This window comes from Pseudomonas sp. S2_E01 (assembly GCF_054668365.1).
This window is the reverse complement of record NZ_CP162762.1, coordinates 3,922,747-3,937,584: the sequence shown is the minus strand read 5'-3', so window position 1 is coordinate 3,937,584 and position 14,838 is coordinate 3,922,747. Positions and strand designations below refer to the sequence as shown.

Below are 14,838 nucleotides of genomic sequence, written 5' to 3'. Positions count from 1 at the left end.
TTCCTGCCCGCGATGAGGCCGGTTGCCTCACCATCTATTTTTCAGGATGTCTCAATGATCCAACTGATCCTCGGCGGCGCCCGCTCCGGCAAGAGCCGCCTGGCCGAGAAACTCGCCGCCGACAGCACCCTGGCTGTGACCTACATTGCCACCAGCCAACCGCTGGACGGTGAGATGAATGATCGTGTGGCCCATCATCGCGCCCGGCGACCGGCCGCGTGGGCGCTGATCGAAGAGCCGGTGCAGCTCGCGCGCGTCCTGCGTGAAACCGCCCGGGCTGACCGTTGCCTGCTGGTGGATTGCCTGACCCTGTGGATGACCAATCTGCTGATGCTCGACGACGCCGAACGCCTGGCGAGCGAGCGGGAAGCGTTGCTGGACTGCCTGGCGGACCTGCCGGGCGAAATCATTTTTGTCAGCAACGAGACCGGAATGGGTGTCGTGCCGCTGGGCGAATTGACTCGCCGTTATGTCGATGAAGCCGGTTGGCTGCATCAAGCGCTGGCTGAACGTTGCCAGCGCGTGGTGCTGACTGTCGCCGGCTTGCCCCTGACTTTGAAAGGAAACGCGTTATGACCCAATCCTGGTGGCTGAATCCATGCAAGCCCATCGACGCCCAGGCCGTCGAACAGGCGCAGGCTCGCCAACAACAGCTGACCAAACCCGCCGGTTCCCTCGGTCATCTTGAATCGGTGGCGGTGCAATTGGCCGGTATGCAGGGGCAGGTGAAACCAAGCCTGGACCAGGTATGGATCGCCATTTTTGCCGGTGACCATGGCGTGGTGGCAGAGGGTGTGTCGGCGTTTCCCCAGGAAGTCACCGGGCAGATGTTGCTCAACTTCGTCAGTGGTGGCGCGGCGATCAGCGTGCTGGCGCGCCAGCTCGGCGCATCACTGGAAGTGGTCGACCTTGGCACGGTGACGCCGGCGTTGAACCTGCAGGGTGTGCGTCATTTGAACATCGGCCCGGGCACGGCGAATTTTGTCCAGGGCCCGGCCATGAGCCAGGTTCAGGGCGAACTGGCCTTGCAGGCCGGCCGCGACAGCGCTCGCCGCGCCCTCGAGCGGGGCGCGCACTTGTTCATCGGCGGCGAGATGGGCATAGGCAACACCACTGCAGCCAGTGCGTTGGCCTGTGCCTTGCTCGATTGCCCGGTCACCCACCTGACAGGCCCTGGCACCGGACTGAACGCTGCGGGTGTCAGCCGTAAGGTGCAGGTCATCGAACGGGCGTTGTCCGTGCACGCGGCCCAGCGCGGCGATGCGTTGCAGACCCTGTTCAACCTTGGTGGGTTTGAAATCGCCGCACTGGTGGGCGCGTACCTGGCGTGCGCCCAGGAAGGGATCGCCGTGCTGGTGGACGGGTTCATCTGCAGCGTCGCGGCGCTGTTGGCGGTACGCCTGAACCCGCCGGCGCGCCAGTGGATGCTGTTTGGTCATCGTGGTGCTGAGCCGGGTCATCGTCATGTGCTGCAAATGCTGGAGGCCGACCCGGTGCTGGAGCTGGGTCTGCGATTGGGCGAGGGCAGTGGTGCGGCGCTGGCCGTGCCGGTGCTGCGCCTGGCGTGTGATCTTCACGGGCAAATGGCGACGTTCGCCGAGGCGGCCGTCGCGGATCGTCCGGCATGACCTTGCGCCTGGACCTGCTGCGCCACGGCGAAACTGAACTCGGTGGCGGCCTGCGCGGCAGTCTCGACGATGCGCTGACCGACGCCGGTTGGGCGCAGATGCGTGCGGCGGTGGTTGCGCAGGGGCCCTGGGATCGGCTGGTCAGTTCACCCTTGCAGCGTTGCGCGCGCTTTGCTGAAGAACTCGGCGAGCAACTGGGTTTGCCCGTGCAACTGGAGGTCGATCTGCAGGAACTGCATTTCGGCGCCTGGGAAGGGCAGAGCGCAGCCGCGTTGATGGAGACGGATGCCGAAGCGCTCGGCTTGTTCTGGGCCGATCCCTACTCGTTCACACCGCCGCAAGGGGAGCGCGTCGAGGACTTTTCGGCGCGGGTCCTGGCCGCCATTGCGCGGCTGCACGCAGCCCATGCCGGCGAACGGGTGTTGTTGATCAGCCACGGTGGGGTCATGCGCCTGCTGCTGGCGCAGGCACGTGGATTGCCACGCGAGCACTTGCTCAATGTGGAAGTCAGGCATGGCGCGCTGTTTTCTTTAAACGTCACACCCGGTGTCCTTCTCAAGGAATTGATCTGACCATGTTGCCGTTCTGGATCGCCCTGCAATTTCTCAGCAGCCTGCCGATTCGCCTGCCAGGCATGCCAGCACCCCAGGAGCTGGGGCGTTCTTTGCTGTTTTATCCGCTGGTGGGGTTATTGTTCGGGGTGATCCTCTGGACGTTGAACGGCTTGTTGCTCGGTGCGCCATTGTTGCTGCACGCGGCGCTGTTGCTGACGGCGTGGGTGTTGCTCAGTGGCGGCTTGCACCTGGATGGTCTGGCCGATAGCGCCGACGCGTGGCTGGGCGGTTTTGGTGATCGCGAGCGCACACTTGCGATCATGAAGGACCCGCGCAGCGGCCCGATTGCGGTGGTCACGCTGGTAGTGGTGTTGTTGCTGAAATTCTGCGCGTTGCTGGCGCTGATTGAGCAACAGCACGCGGTGTTGCTGATCATCGTGCCGGTAATCGGTCGCAGTGCGTTGTTGGGGCTGTTTTTGACTACGCCTTATGTGCGGGCGGGTGGTTTGGGGCAGGCGTTGGCGGATCATTTGCCGCGTTTGGCCGGCAAGCGGGTGTTGGCGGTTAGCGCTTTGGCGTGTGCGTTGATCGGTGGGCTCAGTGGGGCTTTTGCCGTCGTGTTGGCGGCGTTGGTGTTCGTCTGGTTGCGACGGGTGATGCTGCGGCGGCTGGGAGGGGCGACGGGGGATACGGCGGGGGCACTGCTGGAGTTGCTGGAGGTGGCGGTGTTGGTTGGGATTGTGTTGGTCTGACGTTGTTGTGTGAGGGAGTAGACCGCTATCGCGGGCAAGCCCGCTCCCACCATTTGACTTGTAGACACCAGGCGGAATGTGGGAGCGGGCTTGCCCGCGATAGCAATCTAACTTACAACACCATTTTTGAAACTTGATTTAACTGATTCGCGGGTATATACACGCACCATGCTCGACTCCCAATGTTTATGCATCAACCTGCGTCGCGCCGCTCGTGGCGTCAGCAGGCATTACGACGGCGCTCTCGATGGCTTCGGGATCAACGTCGCCCAGTATTCTTTGCTGTGCAATCTGCAGCGCCTGGACCAACCGAGCATTTCCAGCCTGGCCGAAGCCATGGGCCTGGACCGTAGCACCCTTGGGCGCAACTTGCGGGTGCTGGAAGGCGAGGGCCTGGTGATGCTGGTCGAGGGCGAAGACATGCGTAACCGCATCGTCAAGCTCACCCAAACGGGTGCTGAACGACTGGTGGCGGCCTTGCCGGCGTGGGAAGCCGCGCAACAACGATTGGTCGAACGCCTGGGTGCCGAGAAACGAGAAACCTTGCTCAAGCTGCTGGACGAACTGGCCTGAGGCCTGTTTTTCCGACTTTAAGCGGGTATATACCCGCTACCGGAGAATAAGAATATGACATCGATGTGGCGTACTTGCGGCTGGGTTCTGTTGGGGAGTGCGTTGATTCTTGCGTTGTCCCTGGGCGTACGGCATGGCTTCGGGCTGTTTCTGGCGCCGATGAGTGCCGAGTTTGGCTGGGGGCGTGAAACCTTTGCCTTTGCCATCGCGTTACAAAACCTGATCTGGGGCCTGGCCCAGCCCTTCACCGGCGCGTTGGCCGATCGCTTCGGTGCGGCGAAAGTCGTGCTGATCGGTGGTGTGCTGTACGCCTCGGGCCTGGCGTTGATGGGGCTGTCGGATTCTGCATTGACCCTGTCGTTGAGCGCCGGTCTGTTGATCGGCATTGGTCTGTCAGGCACCTCGTTCTCGGTGATACTCGGCGTGGTGGGGCGTGCGGTCCCGCCGGAGAAACGCAGCATGGGCATGGGGATCGCCAGCGCGGCCGGTTCCTTCGGTCAGTTCGCCATGTTGCCCGGTACGCTGGGATTGATCGGCTGGCTGGGTTGGTCGGCGGCGTTGCTGGTGTTGGGCCTGCTGGTGGCCATGATCGTGCCGTTGGTGAGCATGCTCAAGGACAAGCCATTGCCGGCGGCCGGCCACGAACAGACCCTGACCGAAGCACTGCACGAAGCCTGCTCCCATTCCGGGTTCTGGCTGCTCGCGTTCGGCTTCTTCGTCTGCGGTTTCCAGGTGGTGTTCATCGGCGTGCACCTGCCAGCCTACCTGGTGGATCAACATCTGCCCGCGACGGTTGGCACGACGGTGCTGGCGCTGATCGGCCTGTTCAATATCTTTGGTACTTATACAGCGGGCTGGCTCGGCGGGCGCATGTCCAAGCCGCGTTTGCTCACCGGTCTGTATTTGCTGCGGGCGGTAGTAATCGGACTGTTCCTGTGGGCGCCGGTCACGACCATCACGGCCTATCTGTTTGGTATGGCAATGGGCTTCCTCTGGTTGTCGACGGTGCCATTGACCAACGGTACGGTGGCGACCTTGTTTGGCGTCCGTAATCTGTCCATGCTCGGTGGGATCGTGTTCCTGTTCCACCAGCTCGGCTCGTTCCTCGGCGGCTGGCTGGGCGGGGTGGTGTATGACCGAACCGGGAGCTATGACTTGATCTGGCAAGTCGCGATTCTGTTGAGCCTGATGGCTGCCGCGCTGAACTGGCCAGTGCGTGAACGGCCTGTGGCGCGCCTGCAAACGCAAATGAGCGCGACATGAATAGCCTGTGGCCGCGGGTCGCCGTTGCGGCCGCTGGCACCCTGTTGCTGGCCCTGGCGTGGTGGGGCTGGCACCGGGGCGGGCTGGCGTTGATGCAACTGGGCATGGGTGCTTGCTAGCGCAAGCCCAGGGCGAGTAAGTTCGTTGCAGATGACTTGAAGGATGACTGGATATGTTGATGCGCTGGCTTGCTGTTCCCGCGTTACTCCTAGCCGTTGGCGGTTTGGCGCAGGCCGCCGAATGCCCGGAGCTGTTGCAGGGCTCGTTGCCGAAACTGCGCGCCAAGGAGTCCATCGATTTGTGCCAACGCTTCGCCGGCAAACCGCTGGTGGTCGTCAATACCGCCAGTTTTTGCGGCTTTGCCCCACAATTCAAGGGGCTTGAGGCGCTCAATCAGCAATACAAGGACCAGGGGCTGGAGGTCATTGGCGTCCCGTCCAATGACTTCAAGCAGGAGTCCAAGGACGGCGAAGAGACCGCCAAGGTCTGCTACGTGAACTACGGCGTGACATTCACCATGACCGAGCCGCAGAAGGTTCGTGGTGATGACGCCACGCATCTGTTCCGGGTGCTGGCAGCCCAGAGCAGCGCGCCGAAGTGGAATTTCTATAAATACGTGGTTGATCGCAAAGGCCACGTGATCGCCAATTTCTCCAGCCTGACCAAACCGGATGATCCAGCCTTCATCAGCGCCGTGGAAAAAGCCCTGGCTTCACAGCCCTGATCTTCATGCATTCTGTAGGAGCGAGCACGCTCGCGATGGAGGTTTAGGCCCCGCTGGGTGTCAGGCATCCAGCGTTATCGTTGACGACCATCGCGAGCATGCTCGCTCCTACAGGGACAGGTTCAGGCGTTGATCATCAGAAGCGGTAAGTTGCGCCTACACCAAAACCGTTTGCCGAGTTTTCATACTTGGAGCTATACGACTGGTTGCGAGGTGCACCGTTGGAGTTGTTCACCGTCACCGACTCTTCTTTCAGGTACGAGTACGCCACGTCGATGGTCAGGTCGTCGGTCGGGCTCCAGCCGGCGCCCACGCTGAAGATCGTGCGATCGCCAGTCGGGATGCGTGGGGAGCGGTGTTCGTTGTTGGTCGGCGACTGGTCGAAGGACAGGCCGGTACGCAATACCCACTGCTTGTTCAACTGGTAGGAAGCACCGATGGCGTGAGCCCAGGTGTCGTGCCAGTCTTGCTCTTCAGTGATGGTGCCGAACTGGGGACGCAGTGCGGCTGGAACGCCATCGTTCTCAACCGAGATCTCCTTCAGGCGGCTCCAGCGGGTCCAGGTGCTGCCTGCGTAGAGGGTCCACTGGTCGTCCAACTGGTGAGTCACGGAGAAATCAACCGACTCAGGGGTGGAGATGTCCAGGGAGGCATCGTACTTCTGGTTCGGATTCTGGCCTGCAAGGGCGAGACCGACGTAGCTGACCTTGGTGTCGCCGTCGAGTTTGTACTTCACTTTCGAGTGATAGGTCATGCCCAGGCGAGTGCTGTCGGTGGCTTGAACCAGTACACCCACGTTGAAGCCCAGGGCAGTATCGTCACCCTTGATGGTCACAGTGCCGTCCGGACCCCGAGGGTTCAGCGACAGGTTTGATTCCAGTTTGCCGTCGATGCGGTTGATGGTCGGCCCGAAACCGATCGACACCTTGTCGTTGAAGGCGTAGCTGATGGTTGGCTGGACGGTCACGATCTTGACTTCGCTTTTGCTGCCGAAGTACTTGCCGGCAAAGCCGTTCTCGTAGTCGGTTACCAGGCCGAACGGCGCGTATACGCCCAGGCCGAATGCCCAATGGTCGTCGATTGGCTTGACGTAGTAACCCATAGGTACGCCCATGAACGGAACCATGTCACCTTTATTGGTGCCGCGGTTCGGGCTGGAGCTGGCGTCGCTGATATCGGTGTGTGCGTCAATGAATGCAACACCGCCGGTCACTTGTTCGCGCTTGAGGCGCGCCATGCCGGCAGGGTTGCCAAATACGGTGGATGCGTCGTCGGCAGAAGAAGAGCGCCCGGCAAAACCTGTCCCCATCCCGCTGATGCTTTGTTCGTTGAGGGCGAAGCCACTCGCAAAGATCTGGGTGGAGGCGAGGGTAACGGCGAGGCTAAGGGTGGTTTTGAGCATGACTTTTTTCATTATTAGAACTCCTGATGATCACCGGGGCGGAAATTACCAACATTTTCGTCCGGGCGCTATAGGCTGTATCGCTTGAGTTAGAGCGGTTTTGTAGGACAATCCAACCAGATTCGCGGCATGTTGCACGATCTTTCGGAGCGGGGTGTATCAGCAGGCGACCTGATTCAGCGGTGAAACACAGGTTTGCCAGGCATAGGTGAAGTCTCTGAGGCGTCCTTGCGGCTGAAAGGTCTGGCGCCAGATGCGCGCCATGCCCAACAGATCGTCGGCTTCGGGGAGTGGAGTGTTCTGTTCTTCCACCAGCAGCCAGGCGATGGCTGTGGCGTAACGCAGGTTGACGGTCAATTCAATGTGGGGGCCACTGAGGAAAGCGTGTTGGCTGGCCAGCCCGCGGACCAGGCTGGCGCGTTCCGGGTCCAGTGCCAGGTAATCGTCCCACAGCGCCTGGTGGCGGGGTTCGGCAATTCGGTACAGGCCATGGCCACGGCGGTCATGCAGGGCGGAACCAAGGGCGGACTGACTGGCGGCGATGCCCAGCAACAGGGATTCGGCGGTTGCGTTATGGCGTCCAAGGTAGATCAACGTCGGACGGATCACATAACGGCAAAGTTCGCTGGCAGCGATACCCATAACACCCTCGGAACATGAAGTGGTCGGCGAGTCCTGAGAGGGAGCGTTGGCAGCGGTGGATAAAGACTCAGGCTCGCCGGAAGCGGATCAAGCCGCTTGAGTTGAAGTCTAGTGTCATATTCGCGTTGTAAAGGATTGTTTTTAAAATATTTCTGATCGGCAGTTATAAACGTTATATCGATTGGGACTTAGTCGCTGAGAAACACAAGGCAATAAAAAGCCCCGCTTTTAGGGCGGGGCTTTCGCTTTCGCTGCACTCTGTAGGAGCGAGCATGCTCGCGAATGGAGGTCGGTGCACCGCGGGCATTCAGGCATCCCGCGTTTTCGTTTACGTCCATCGCGAGCTTTTGCTCGCTCCTACATGGCGTGGCAGTGTCAGGCGACCAGCGCCTGGCGAGTACGCTCGATCACGGCCTGCAGCGGCTCGGCGCTGGAGTACTGGTCGGGGTACAGGCGTTCGCTGTGACGAGCGATGCCGTGTTCGTTGACCAGCGTAAAGCTGAAGCAGCCTTTGCGAGCGGCCATGATCAGGCAGTTCATCGGAGCAAAAGCATTGGTGAGGGTGCGGATTGCATCCTGTGTATGGATTTGAGTAGTCATTAAAGGTGTTCCTGCAAGCGACACGGATATGAACCGTGCAAAATTAAAACGTTCCAGTAACGACGACCACCATTGGTCGAACGAAGAACCCGACTGGAACAAAGCAGCCAGTTTGAAGCGCTGATTAAATTGGCGCGCTTGGGCTGGCAGGTAGGTACTTAGGAGGGCAGGCATCACATCGAGGGCAAAGGTTCTGGGCCCGGGGTGAAGATCCTGATCAATTTGCAGGTTGGTTCGGTCAGAGTAAGGGGCTTCGCAACACCCTTTGATTGCGATTCAAAGGTCGTGTTGGCGCAAGTTTTACCTGGAAACCATCGAGGTGGCCGATCCCGCTTGTTCGGTGGGCTTCTGTGCAAGAAGGCATGCCGGGGGGATTTGTTCGACCAGAATTGACTTTCAGCTTGGTACTAACGCCGCGGATAGTAACGGATCGAACGGAGAAAGGGAAGGGTATCGATCAATTACCTTTGAGTAGGCCTCTGGGCTCAATCCCCCTGCGGCATTTCCCGGGGCTTTTTTGCCCGAAATGGCCCGGAATCCGACAGTCGGTCAATGACGTTCGTCGCCCAAAAGGCGGCCTTAGGCCAGGGGTTGCCAAGGTTTATCCCCAGATTGGGTAACAAAACGCGCCGAAAAAGCGCATCCATATAACCGCCTTGGAGGTACTTGTGCACATTAGTTGCGCAACCTGTAACCTCGCTGTCACATCGCCCTCAAGCGCAATGGCTGCCTGCAGGAAAAATTTAAGTCAATGAAAAACATCGCTTTTTTTTACTGGTGAAAAAATCGTCAGTTTGACTGCGAGCCCCATTCCATAAGGCTTTGCGGGAGTTCAAGGGCGGTTGTCCACTGAGTTATCCACAGCTTCTGTGGATTGTCCCGAGCGCTTGCTCTAGGACGGGCGTGCCGGGATTTTTTAGACTTTACCTGTAAGAAAAAGAGAGTAGAGTGGCGCGCCTCCGATTTGCCCCACAGTGCTTTATGAAGTTTCGCTCCGTATCAGTTTCTACCACCTCAAATCCTTCCAGTGTTACCCCACCTCAACGCATTTCGATGCGCGTAGCCGAGTGGCTGCTCGACAGTCCACGCCTGGGTGACAACACCAATGTCAAACATTTCGCCGGACGTTTGCTCAAGCAGCCAGCTCGCGAAGGGGTGGTGGCCGCGCAAAGCCGCCTCGGCCAGTTAATGTGCCGCGAGTGTGGCAATGCCCGGGATCGCCGTATCGGCCAGGACCTCCTGCGCCAGGCGGCTCGAGCCGGTGACCGCCGTGCCCAGAAGGAACTCGGGTTGATCGAAGACTGAGCTGTCCAAGACCTGACGCCTTGGTTAACCTTCAATTTTCAGCGGATGGGCAGGAATGGCAATGGCGATGGACTTGACCAGCATATTGCTGGGTCTGGCAGGGGCCGCACTGCCGTTGTTGGCGTTGGCCTGGCAACTGCAACGCCGGGCGAGCCATTCGCAGTCGGACGTTGCCCTTTTGGAAGAGCGCCTGGCCATGGCTCAGATGGCCCAGAATGGCTTGAACGCGCAACTTGAAACCTGTCGCGACGAAATAGCCGATCTGGGGCAGGCTAACACCGCCAGGCAGGCTGAACTGGCCGCCCTGCGCCGTGAAGTCGAACTGCTGCAGATCGAGCGTGACGATGCCCGTGACGCTGCCCATGCCTGGAACATCGAGCGCGCGGGCAAGGAGGCCGAGCTGCGTCGTCTGGATGCGCAGGCCGCCTCGCTGAATGCAGAACTGCGTGAGCAACAGGAAAGCCACCAACAGCGCCTTAATGACCTGCAAGGCTCGCGAGACGAGCTGCGTGCCCAGTTCGCCGAACTGGCCGGCAAGATCTTCGACGAGCGTGAGCAGCGTTTTGCCGAATCCAGTCAGCAACGTTTGGGGCAGTTGCTCGATCCGTTGAAGGAGCGCATCCAGTCGTTTGAAAAACGCGTTGAGGAAAGTTACCAGGCCGAGGCTCGCGAACGCTTTTCCCTGGCCAAGGAGCTGGAGCGCCTGCAACAGTTGAATCTGCGCCTGAGCGACGAAGCCACCAACCTGACCCGCGCGTTGAAAGGCCAGAAAACCCAGGGTAACTGGGGCGAGCTGATTCTTGAGCGGGTGCTGGAACACGCCGGCCTGGAGAAAGGGCGCGAGTACCAGACCCAGGTCAACCTCAAGGGCCCGGACGGTGAGCGCTTTCAGCCGGATGTGATTATCTACCTGCCGGGCGACAAGCAAGTGGTGGTCGACTCCAAGGTCAGCCTGACCGCCTATCAGCAATTCGTCGCGGCTGAAGATGACGGCATTGCCCAGATCGCCATCAAGCAGCACGTGCAATCGTTGCGCAGCCACGTCAAGGGGCTGGCCGGCAAGGACTACAAGCGCCTCGACGGCCTGCACAGTCTGGATTTCGTCTTGTTGTTCGTGCCCATCGAGGCGGCGTTTTCCGCCGCGTTGCAGGCCGAGCCGAGCCTGTTCCAGGAAGCGTTCGACCGCAACATCGTGATTGTCAGTCCGACCACCCTGCTGGCCACGCTGCGGGTGATCGACAGCTTGTGGAAGCAGGAGCGCCAGAGCCAGAACGCCAGGGAAATTGCCGAGCGGGCAGGATGGCTGTACGACAAGTTTGTGTTGTTCATCCAGGATCTGGACGAGGTCGGAAATCGCTTGCAGCAGCTGGACAAAGCCTACAGCGCGGCGCGCAACAAGCTGACAGAAGGTCGCGGCAATCTGGTCAGTCGTAGCGAGCAACTCAAGTTGCTCGGGGCGCGCGCCAGTAAAAGCCTGCCGGCGGATTTGCTGGAGCGGGCGATGACGGATGTCGATGGGTTGGTCGAGCTGCCTGAATAAACTTCGCTCCAGGTGTCCGCATCCCCCCTGTAGGAGCGAGTTTACTCGCGATGGTCGTCAACGATGACGCAGGACACCTGACACCCTGCGGTGCCTGGGCCTCCATCGCGAGCAAGCTCGCTCCTACAGGTCTCCGCATCCCCCCTGTAGGAGCGAGTTTACTCGCGATGGTCGTGAACGATGACGCTGGACACCTGACACCCTGCGGTGCCTGGGCCTTCATCGCGAGCAAGCTCGCTCCTACAGGTGTCCGCATTCCCCCTGTAGGAGCGAGTTTACTCGCGATGGTCGTCAACGATGACGCTGGGTACCTGACACCCTGCGGTGCCTGGACCTTGATCGCGAGCAAGCTCGCTCCTACAGGTAAAGCGCCGATCACAGCGGCAGATGCCGGCTCAACAAGGCGCGCAGCGCCGCAGGTTTGACCGGCTTGGCCAGGTAATCCAGGCCAGCTGCATGCACCCGCGCCACCGTCTCCGGGTGACCATCGGCGCTGATCACCACGCCTGGCACCGGCTCACCCAGGCGGGTGCGCAGCCAGGCCATCAACTCGGTCCCGGTCTCGCCATCGTCCAGGTGGTAATCGACCAATGCCAATTGCGGACGTATGCCGCTGTCCAGCAGTGCCGCGCACTCGTCACGGTTGCGGGCGGTCCAGACCTGGCAACCCCAGCGGGTCAGCAGGCTGTTCATACCGATCAGGATGCTGTCTTCATTGTCGATGCACAGTACCTGCGCGCCGCTCAACAATTTACCGTTGAGTTCGGTGGCGTTGATCGGTGCGGCAACAGGGGCCTTGCTCAACGGCACGCTGACGCTGAACACGCTGCCGCGTCCTGGCCAGGAGCGCACTTGCAAGGTATGGCCGAGCACACGGCACAGCCCATCGGCAATGGCCAGGCCCAACCCCAGGCCTTTCTCGGCGCGGGTCTGATGGCTGTCGAGGCGCTTGAATTCTTCGAAGATCACTTTCAATTTGTCTTCGGCAATCCCCGGGCCGCGATCCCAGACTTCCAGGCACAGCTCGCCCTTGCGCCGACGTACTCCCAGCAGCACCGGGCCACGGGCATAGCGGAAAGCATTGGTGAGGAAATTCTGCAGGATCCGGCGCAGTAGCTTGATGTCGCTGTCGACCCGCAGGGTGCTGCCGCGCACCCTGAACTTGAGCCCTTGCTCGCGTGCCAGCGCCTTGAATTCCGCGCCGAGAATGTCAAACAGCTCGTTGAGCATGAACGGTTTGATATCCGGGTTGATCTTGCCGTTCTCCAGGCGCGAAATATCCAGCAGGTCGCTGATCAGGTCTTCGGCCGAGCGCAGTGACGAATCCAGGTGTTGCACCAGCTTCTGCGCCTCGCTGGACAAGCCGTCGTCCTGATGGGACAAGGCGGCAGAGAACAGGCGTGCGGCGTTCAGCGGCTGCATCAGGTCGTGGCTGACCGCCGCAAGGAATCGGGTTTTCGACTGGTTGGCCGACTCGGCGGTGCCCTTGGCTTCGGTCAGCGCGATGTTGAGTTGCGACAGCTCGTGGGTGCGCTCCGTTACCCGGCGCTCCAGGCCTTCGTTGGCTTCGGTGAGCGCCTGTTCGGCCTCGCGGAACGCGGTGATGTCGGTGAAACTCATGACAAACCCGCCGCCCGGCATCGGGTTGCCGATCAACTCGATCACACGCCCGTTAGGGAACAATCGTTCGGAGGTGTGGGCGCGGCCCTGGCGCATCCAGTGCAAGCGGCGCGCGACGTGCACTTCCGCTTCACCGGGGCCGCAAAGCCCACGCTCGGCGTTATAGCGGATGATGTCGGCAATCGGACGGCCGACACTGATTAACCCGTCGGGGTAGTTGAACAGCTCCAGATATCGTCGGTTCCACGCTACCAGGCGCAGCGATTGATCGACCACGCTGATGCCCTGGGTGATGTTCTCGATCGCACCCTGCAACAGCGCGCGGTTGAACTGCAGCACTTCCGAGGCTTCGTCGGCGATTCGGACGACGTCCTCAAGTTGCATTTCCCGACCTTCGATGGCGGCTTTTACCACTGCCCGCGTCGAAGACGCGCCGAGTACACCGGCCAGCAGGCGTTCGGTGTGGGCGATCCATTCATCGTCGGCGTTCTGGTTGGGGTTGAAGCCTTTGCCCTGGCGGTAGGCGAAGCGGATAAAGCTCTGGCGGGCCCGTTCTTCACCGACAAAACGGGCCGCCAGTTGCAGCAGGTCGTCGATTTGCACCGCCAGCATTGAACGGGCGCTGGGGCGGGCACTGATTTCCTGGCCAATGAAACGACCTGCTTGCCAATGTTCCGAGACGCGGGTTCGCGACAGTACCGATACCCAGGCGAACAGGGTGAAGTTGCCCGTCAGGGACAGCACCACACCTTGCGTCAGGGGGGTGATTGGCAGATTCAGTGGATTGCTGTGCAGCCAGGCCAGGCCCGGGAAGCTGCTCAATGACAAGCCCAGGCTGTGGGCGGCAATCGGCAGGACCAGCGTGTAGAACCACAGGAACGTGCCAGCGGCGAGACCCGCGAACACGCCCCGGCGATTCGCCTGTTTCCAGTACAACGCACCCAGCATGGCCGGCGCCAGTTGGGTCACGGCGGCGAAGGCGATCTGGCCGATAGTCGCCAGGCTGGCGGTTGAGCCCAGCAATCGATAGCTGACGTACGCCAGCAGCAGAATTACCACGATGCTGACGCGGCGCACGGAGAGCATCCATTGGCGGAACACTTCGAACGGCCGCTCGGCATTGTTACGGCGTAGCAACCAAGGCAGCAGCATGTCGTTGGAGACCATGGTCGACAGCGCCACACTGGCCACAATGACCATGCCGGTCGCCGCCGACGCGCCGCCGATAAATGCCAGCAATGCCAGCGCGGGATGGGACTGGGCCAGTGGCAGGCTGATCACGAACGAGTCAGGTATCACTGAACTGGGCAGCATCATTTGGCCGGCCAGGGCGATGGGCACCACAAACAGCGCCGCCAGCGCCAGATAGGCGGGGAACACCCACTTGGCCAGGCGCAGGTCCTGCGGATCGATGTTCTCCACCACCGTCACATGGAATTGTCGCGGCAGGCAGATGATCGCCATCATTGCCACACCGGTCTGCACCACCATCGATGGCCAGTTGATGGTTTCCTTCCAGTATTCCTCCAGGCGCGGGGCGAGCATGGCCTGGTCGAACAGGTCGTCAAAACCGTCGTACAGCCCGTAAGTCACGAACGCGCCGACCGCAAGAAAGGCGAGCAGCTTGACCAGCGACTCGAACGCAATCGCCAGCACCATGCCGCGGTGGTGTTCCGTGGCGTCGAGGTTGCGAGTACCAAACACGATGGTAAACAGCGCCAGTACCAGTGACACGATCAGCGCGGTGTCCTGGGCGCGGGTGCCCATCGCGTCGGCACCAGCACCGATCAGCAGGTTCACGCCGAGCACGATGCCCTTGAGTTGCAGGGCGATGTAGGGCAGCACACCGACGAGGCAGATCAACGCGACGACGATCGCCAGCGACTGGGATTTGCCGTAGCGGGCGGCGATGAAGTCGGCGATGGAGGTGATGTTCTCCTGTTTGCTGATCATCACCATTTTCTGCAGGACCCACGGTGCACAGACCAGCAGCAGGATCGGCCCCAGGTAGATCGGGAGGAACGACCAGAGTTGTTCAGCCGCCTGGCCGACGGCGCCGAAGAAGGTCCAACTGGTGCAATAGACCGCCAGCGACAGGCTGTATACCCAGGCACGCACTCGCGGTGGCAGCGGCGTACTGCGCCGGTCACCGTAGAAGGCGATGGCAAACATGATGGCCATATAGGCCAGGGCAACGGCGGCGATCAGCCCGCTGGACAGCGACATGGAGACTCC

The 14,838-nt window shown here is 60.8% G+C and carries 14 protein-coding genes; 10 read left to right on the top strand and 4 right to left on the bottom strand.

Annotation, left to right across the window (positions count from 1 at the left end; genetic code table 11):
- The first annotated feature begins 54 nt into the window (after positions 1-54).
- The 8 genes from cobU (at position 55) to AB4O36_RS18205 (ending at position 5,494) form a co-directional block, all read left to right on the top strand.
- The gene (gene cobU, locus AB4O36_RS18240) at positions 55-576 is read left to right on the top strand and encodes a bifunctional adenosylcobinamide kinase/adenosylcobinamide-phosphate guanylyltransferase (protein ID WP_460139945.1); all 522 of its coding nucleotides are present in this window, start codon (positions 55-57) and stop codon (positions 574-576) included.
- Positions 573-1,628, top strand: coding sequence for a nicotinate-nucleotide--dimethylbenzimidazole phosphoribosyltransferase (gene cobT, locus AB4O36_RS18235; RefSeq protein ID WP_460139944.1), 1,056 nt, complete (start codon positions 573-575; stop codon positions 1,626-1,628). The genes cobU and cobT overlap by 4 nt, the downstream gene beginning before the upstream one ends.
- Positions 1,625-2,200 carry an alpha-ribazole phosphatase family protein gene (cobC, locus tag AB4O36_RS18230; RefSeq protein WP_460117070.1) on the top strand — a complete coding sequence of 192 codons (576 nt, stop codon included), beginning with the start codon at positions 1,625-1,627 and terminating at the stop codon, positions 2,198-2,200. Before cobT ends, cobC begins: the two co-directional genes overlap by 4 nt.
- A gap of 2 nt (positions 2,201-2,202) precedes the next feature.
- A complete protein-coding gene (locus tag AB4O36_RS18225; RefSeq protein ID WP_460117069.1) occupies positions 2,203-2,934 on the top strand; it encodes an adenosylcobinamide-GDP ribazoletransferase in 732 nt (243 codons plus the stop codon).
- Between the two features lie 168 nt (positions 2,935-3,102).
- A complete protein-coding gene (locus AB4O36_RS18220; protein ID WP_460117068.1) occupies positions 3,103-3,507 on the top strand; it encodes a MarR family winged helix-turn-helix transcriptional regulator in 405 nt (134 codons plus the stop codon).
- A 54-nt stretch (positions 3,508-3,561) separates the two neighbouring features.
- A complete protein-coding gene (locus AB4O36_RS18215) occupies positions 3,562-4,770 on the top strand; it encodes an MFS transporter (protein WP_460139943.1) in 1,209 nt (402 codons plus the stop codon).
- Positions 4,767-4,889 carry a hypothetical protein gene (locus AB4O36_RS18210; RefSeq protein ID WP_460117066.1) on the top strand — a complete coding sequence of 41 codons (123 nt, stop codon included), beginning with the start codon at positions 4,767-4,769 and terminating at the stop codon, positions 4,887-4,889. Before AB4O36_RS18215 ends, AB4O36_RS18210 begins: the two co-directional genes overlap by 4 nt.
- Positions 4,890-4,942: 53 nt before the next feature.
- Positions 4,943-5,494 carry a glutathione peroxidase gene (locus AB4O36_RS18205; protein ID WP_460117065.1) on the top strand — a complete coding sequence of 184 codons (552 nt, stop codon included), beginning with the start codon at positions 4,943-4,945 and terminating at the stop codon, positions 5,492-5,494.
- A gap of 136 nt (positions 5,495-5,630) precedes the next feature.
- On the opposite strand, the gene AB4O36_RS18200 is transcribed toward AB4O36_RS18205, so the two are convergent.
- From AB4O36_RS18200 to AB4O36_RS18190, 3 genes are all read right to left on the bottom strand, one after another.
- Entirely contained in the window at positions 5,631-6,908 is a 1,278-nt protein-coding gene (locus AB4O36_RS18200) for an OmpP1/FadL family transporter (RefSeq protein WP_460117064.1), read from the bottom strand.
- Between the two features lie 147 nt (positions 6,909-7,055).
- Positions 7,056-7,538 carry a hypothetical protein gene (locus tag AB4O36_RS18195; RefSeq protein ID WP_460117063.1) on the bottom strand — a complete coding sequence of 161 codons (483 nt, stop codon included), beginning with the start codon at positions 7,536-7,538 and terminating at the stop codon, positions 7,056-7,058.
- Between the two features lie 375 nt (positions 7,539-7,913).
- Positions 7,914-8,138, bottom strand: coding sequence for a hypothetical protein (locus AB4O36_RS18190; protein ID WP_008031832.1), 225 nt, complete (start codon positions 8,136-8,138; stop codon positions 7,914-7,916).
- Between the two features lie 981 nt (positions 8,139-9,119).
- Between AB4O36_RS18190 and AB4O36_RS18185 the strand changes: the two genes are divergently transcribed.
- Both AB4O36_RS18185 and AB4O36_RS18180 read left to right on the top strand, forming a co-directional pair.
- The gene (locus AB4O36_RS18185; protein ID WP_460139942.1) at positions 9,120-9,443 is read left to right on the top strand and encodes a sel1 repeat family protein; all 324 of its coding nucleotides are present in this window, start codon (positions 9,120-9,122) and stop codon (positions 9,441-9,443) included.
- A 196-nt stretch (positions 9,444-9,639) separates the two neighbouring features.
- Positions 9,640-10,983, top strand: a complete 1,344-nt coding sequence (locus AB4O36_RS18180; RefSeq protein WP_460126788.1) for a DNA recombination protein RmuC — start codon at positions 9,640-9,642, stop codon at positions 10,981-10,983.
- 375 nt (positions 10,984-11,358) lie between these two features.
- Here the strand turns inward: AB4O36_RS18180 and AB4O36_RS18175 are convergent, their stop codons facing one another.
- Positions 11,359-14,829, bottom strand: coding sequence for a hybrid sensor histidine kinase/response regulator (locus tag AB4O36_RS18175; RefSeq protein ID WP_460117061.1), 3,471 nt, complete (start codon positions 14,827-14,829; stop codon positions 11,359-11,361).
- Positions 14,830-14,838 lie beyond the last annotated feature (9 nt).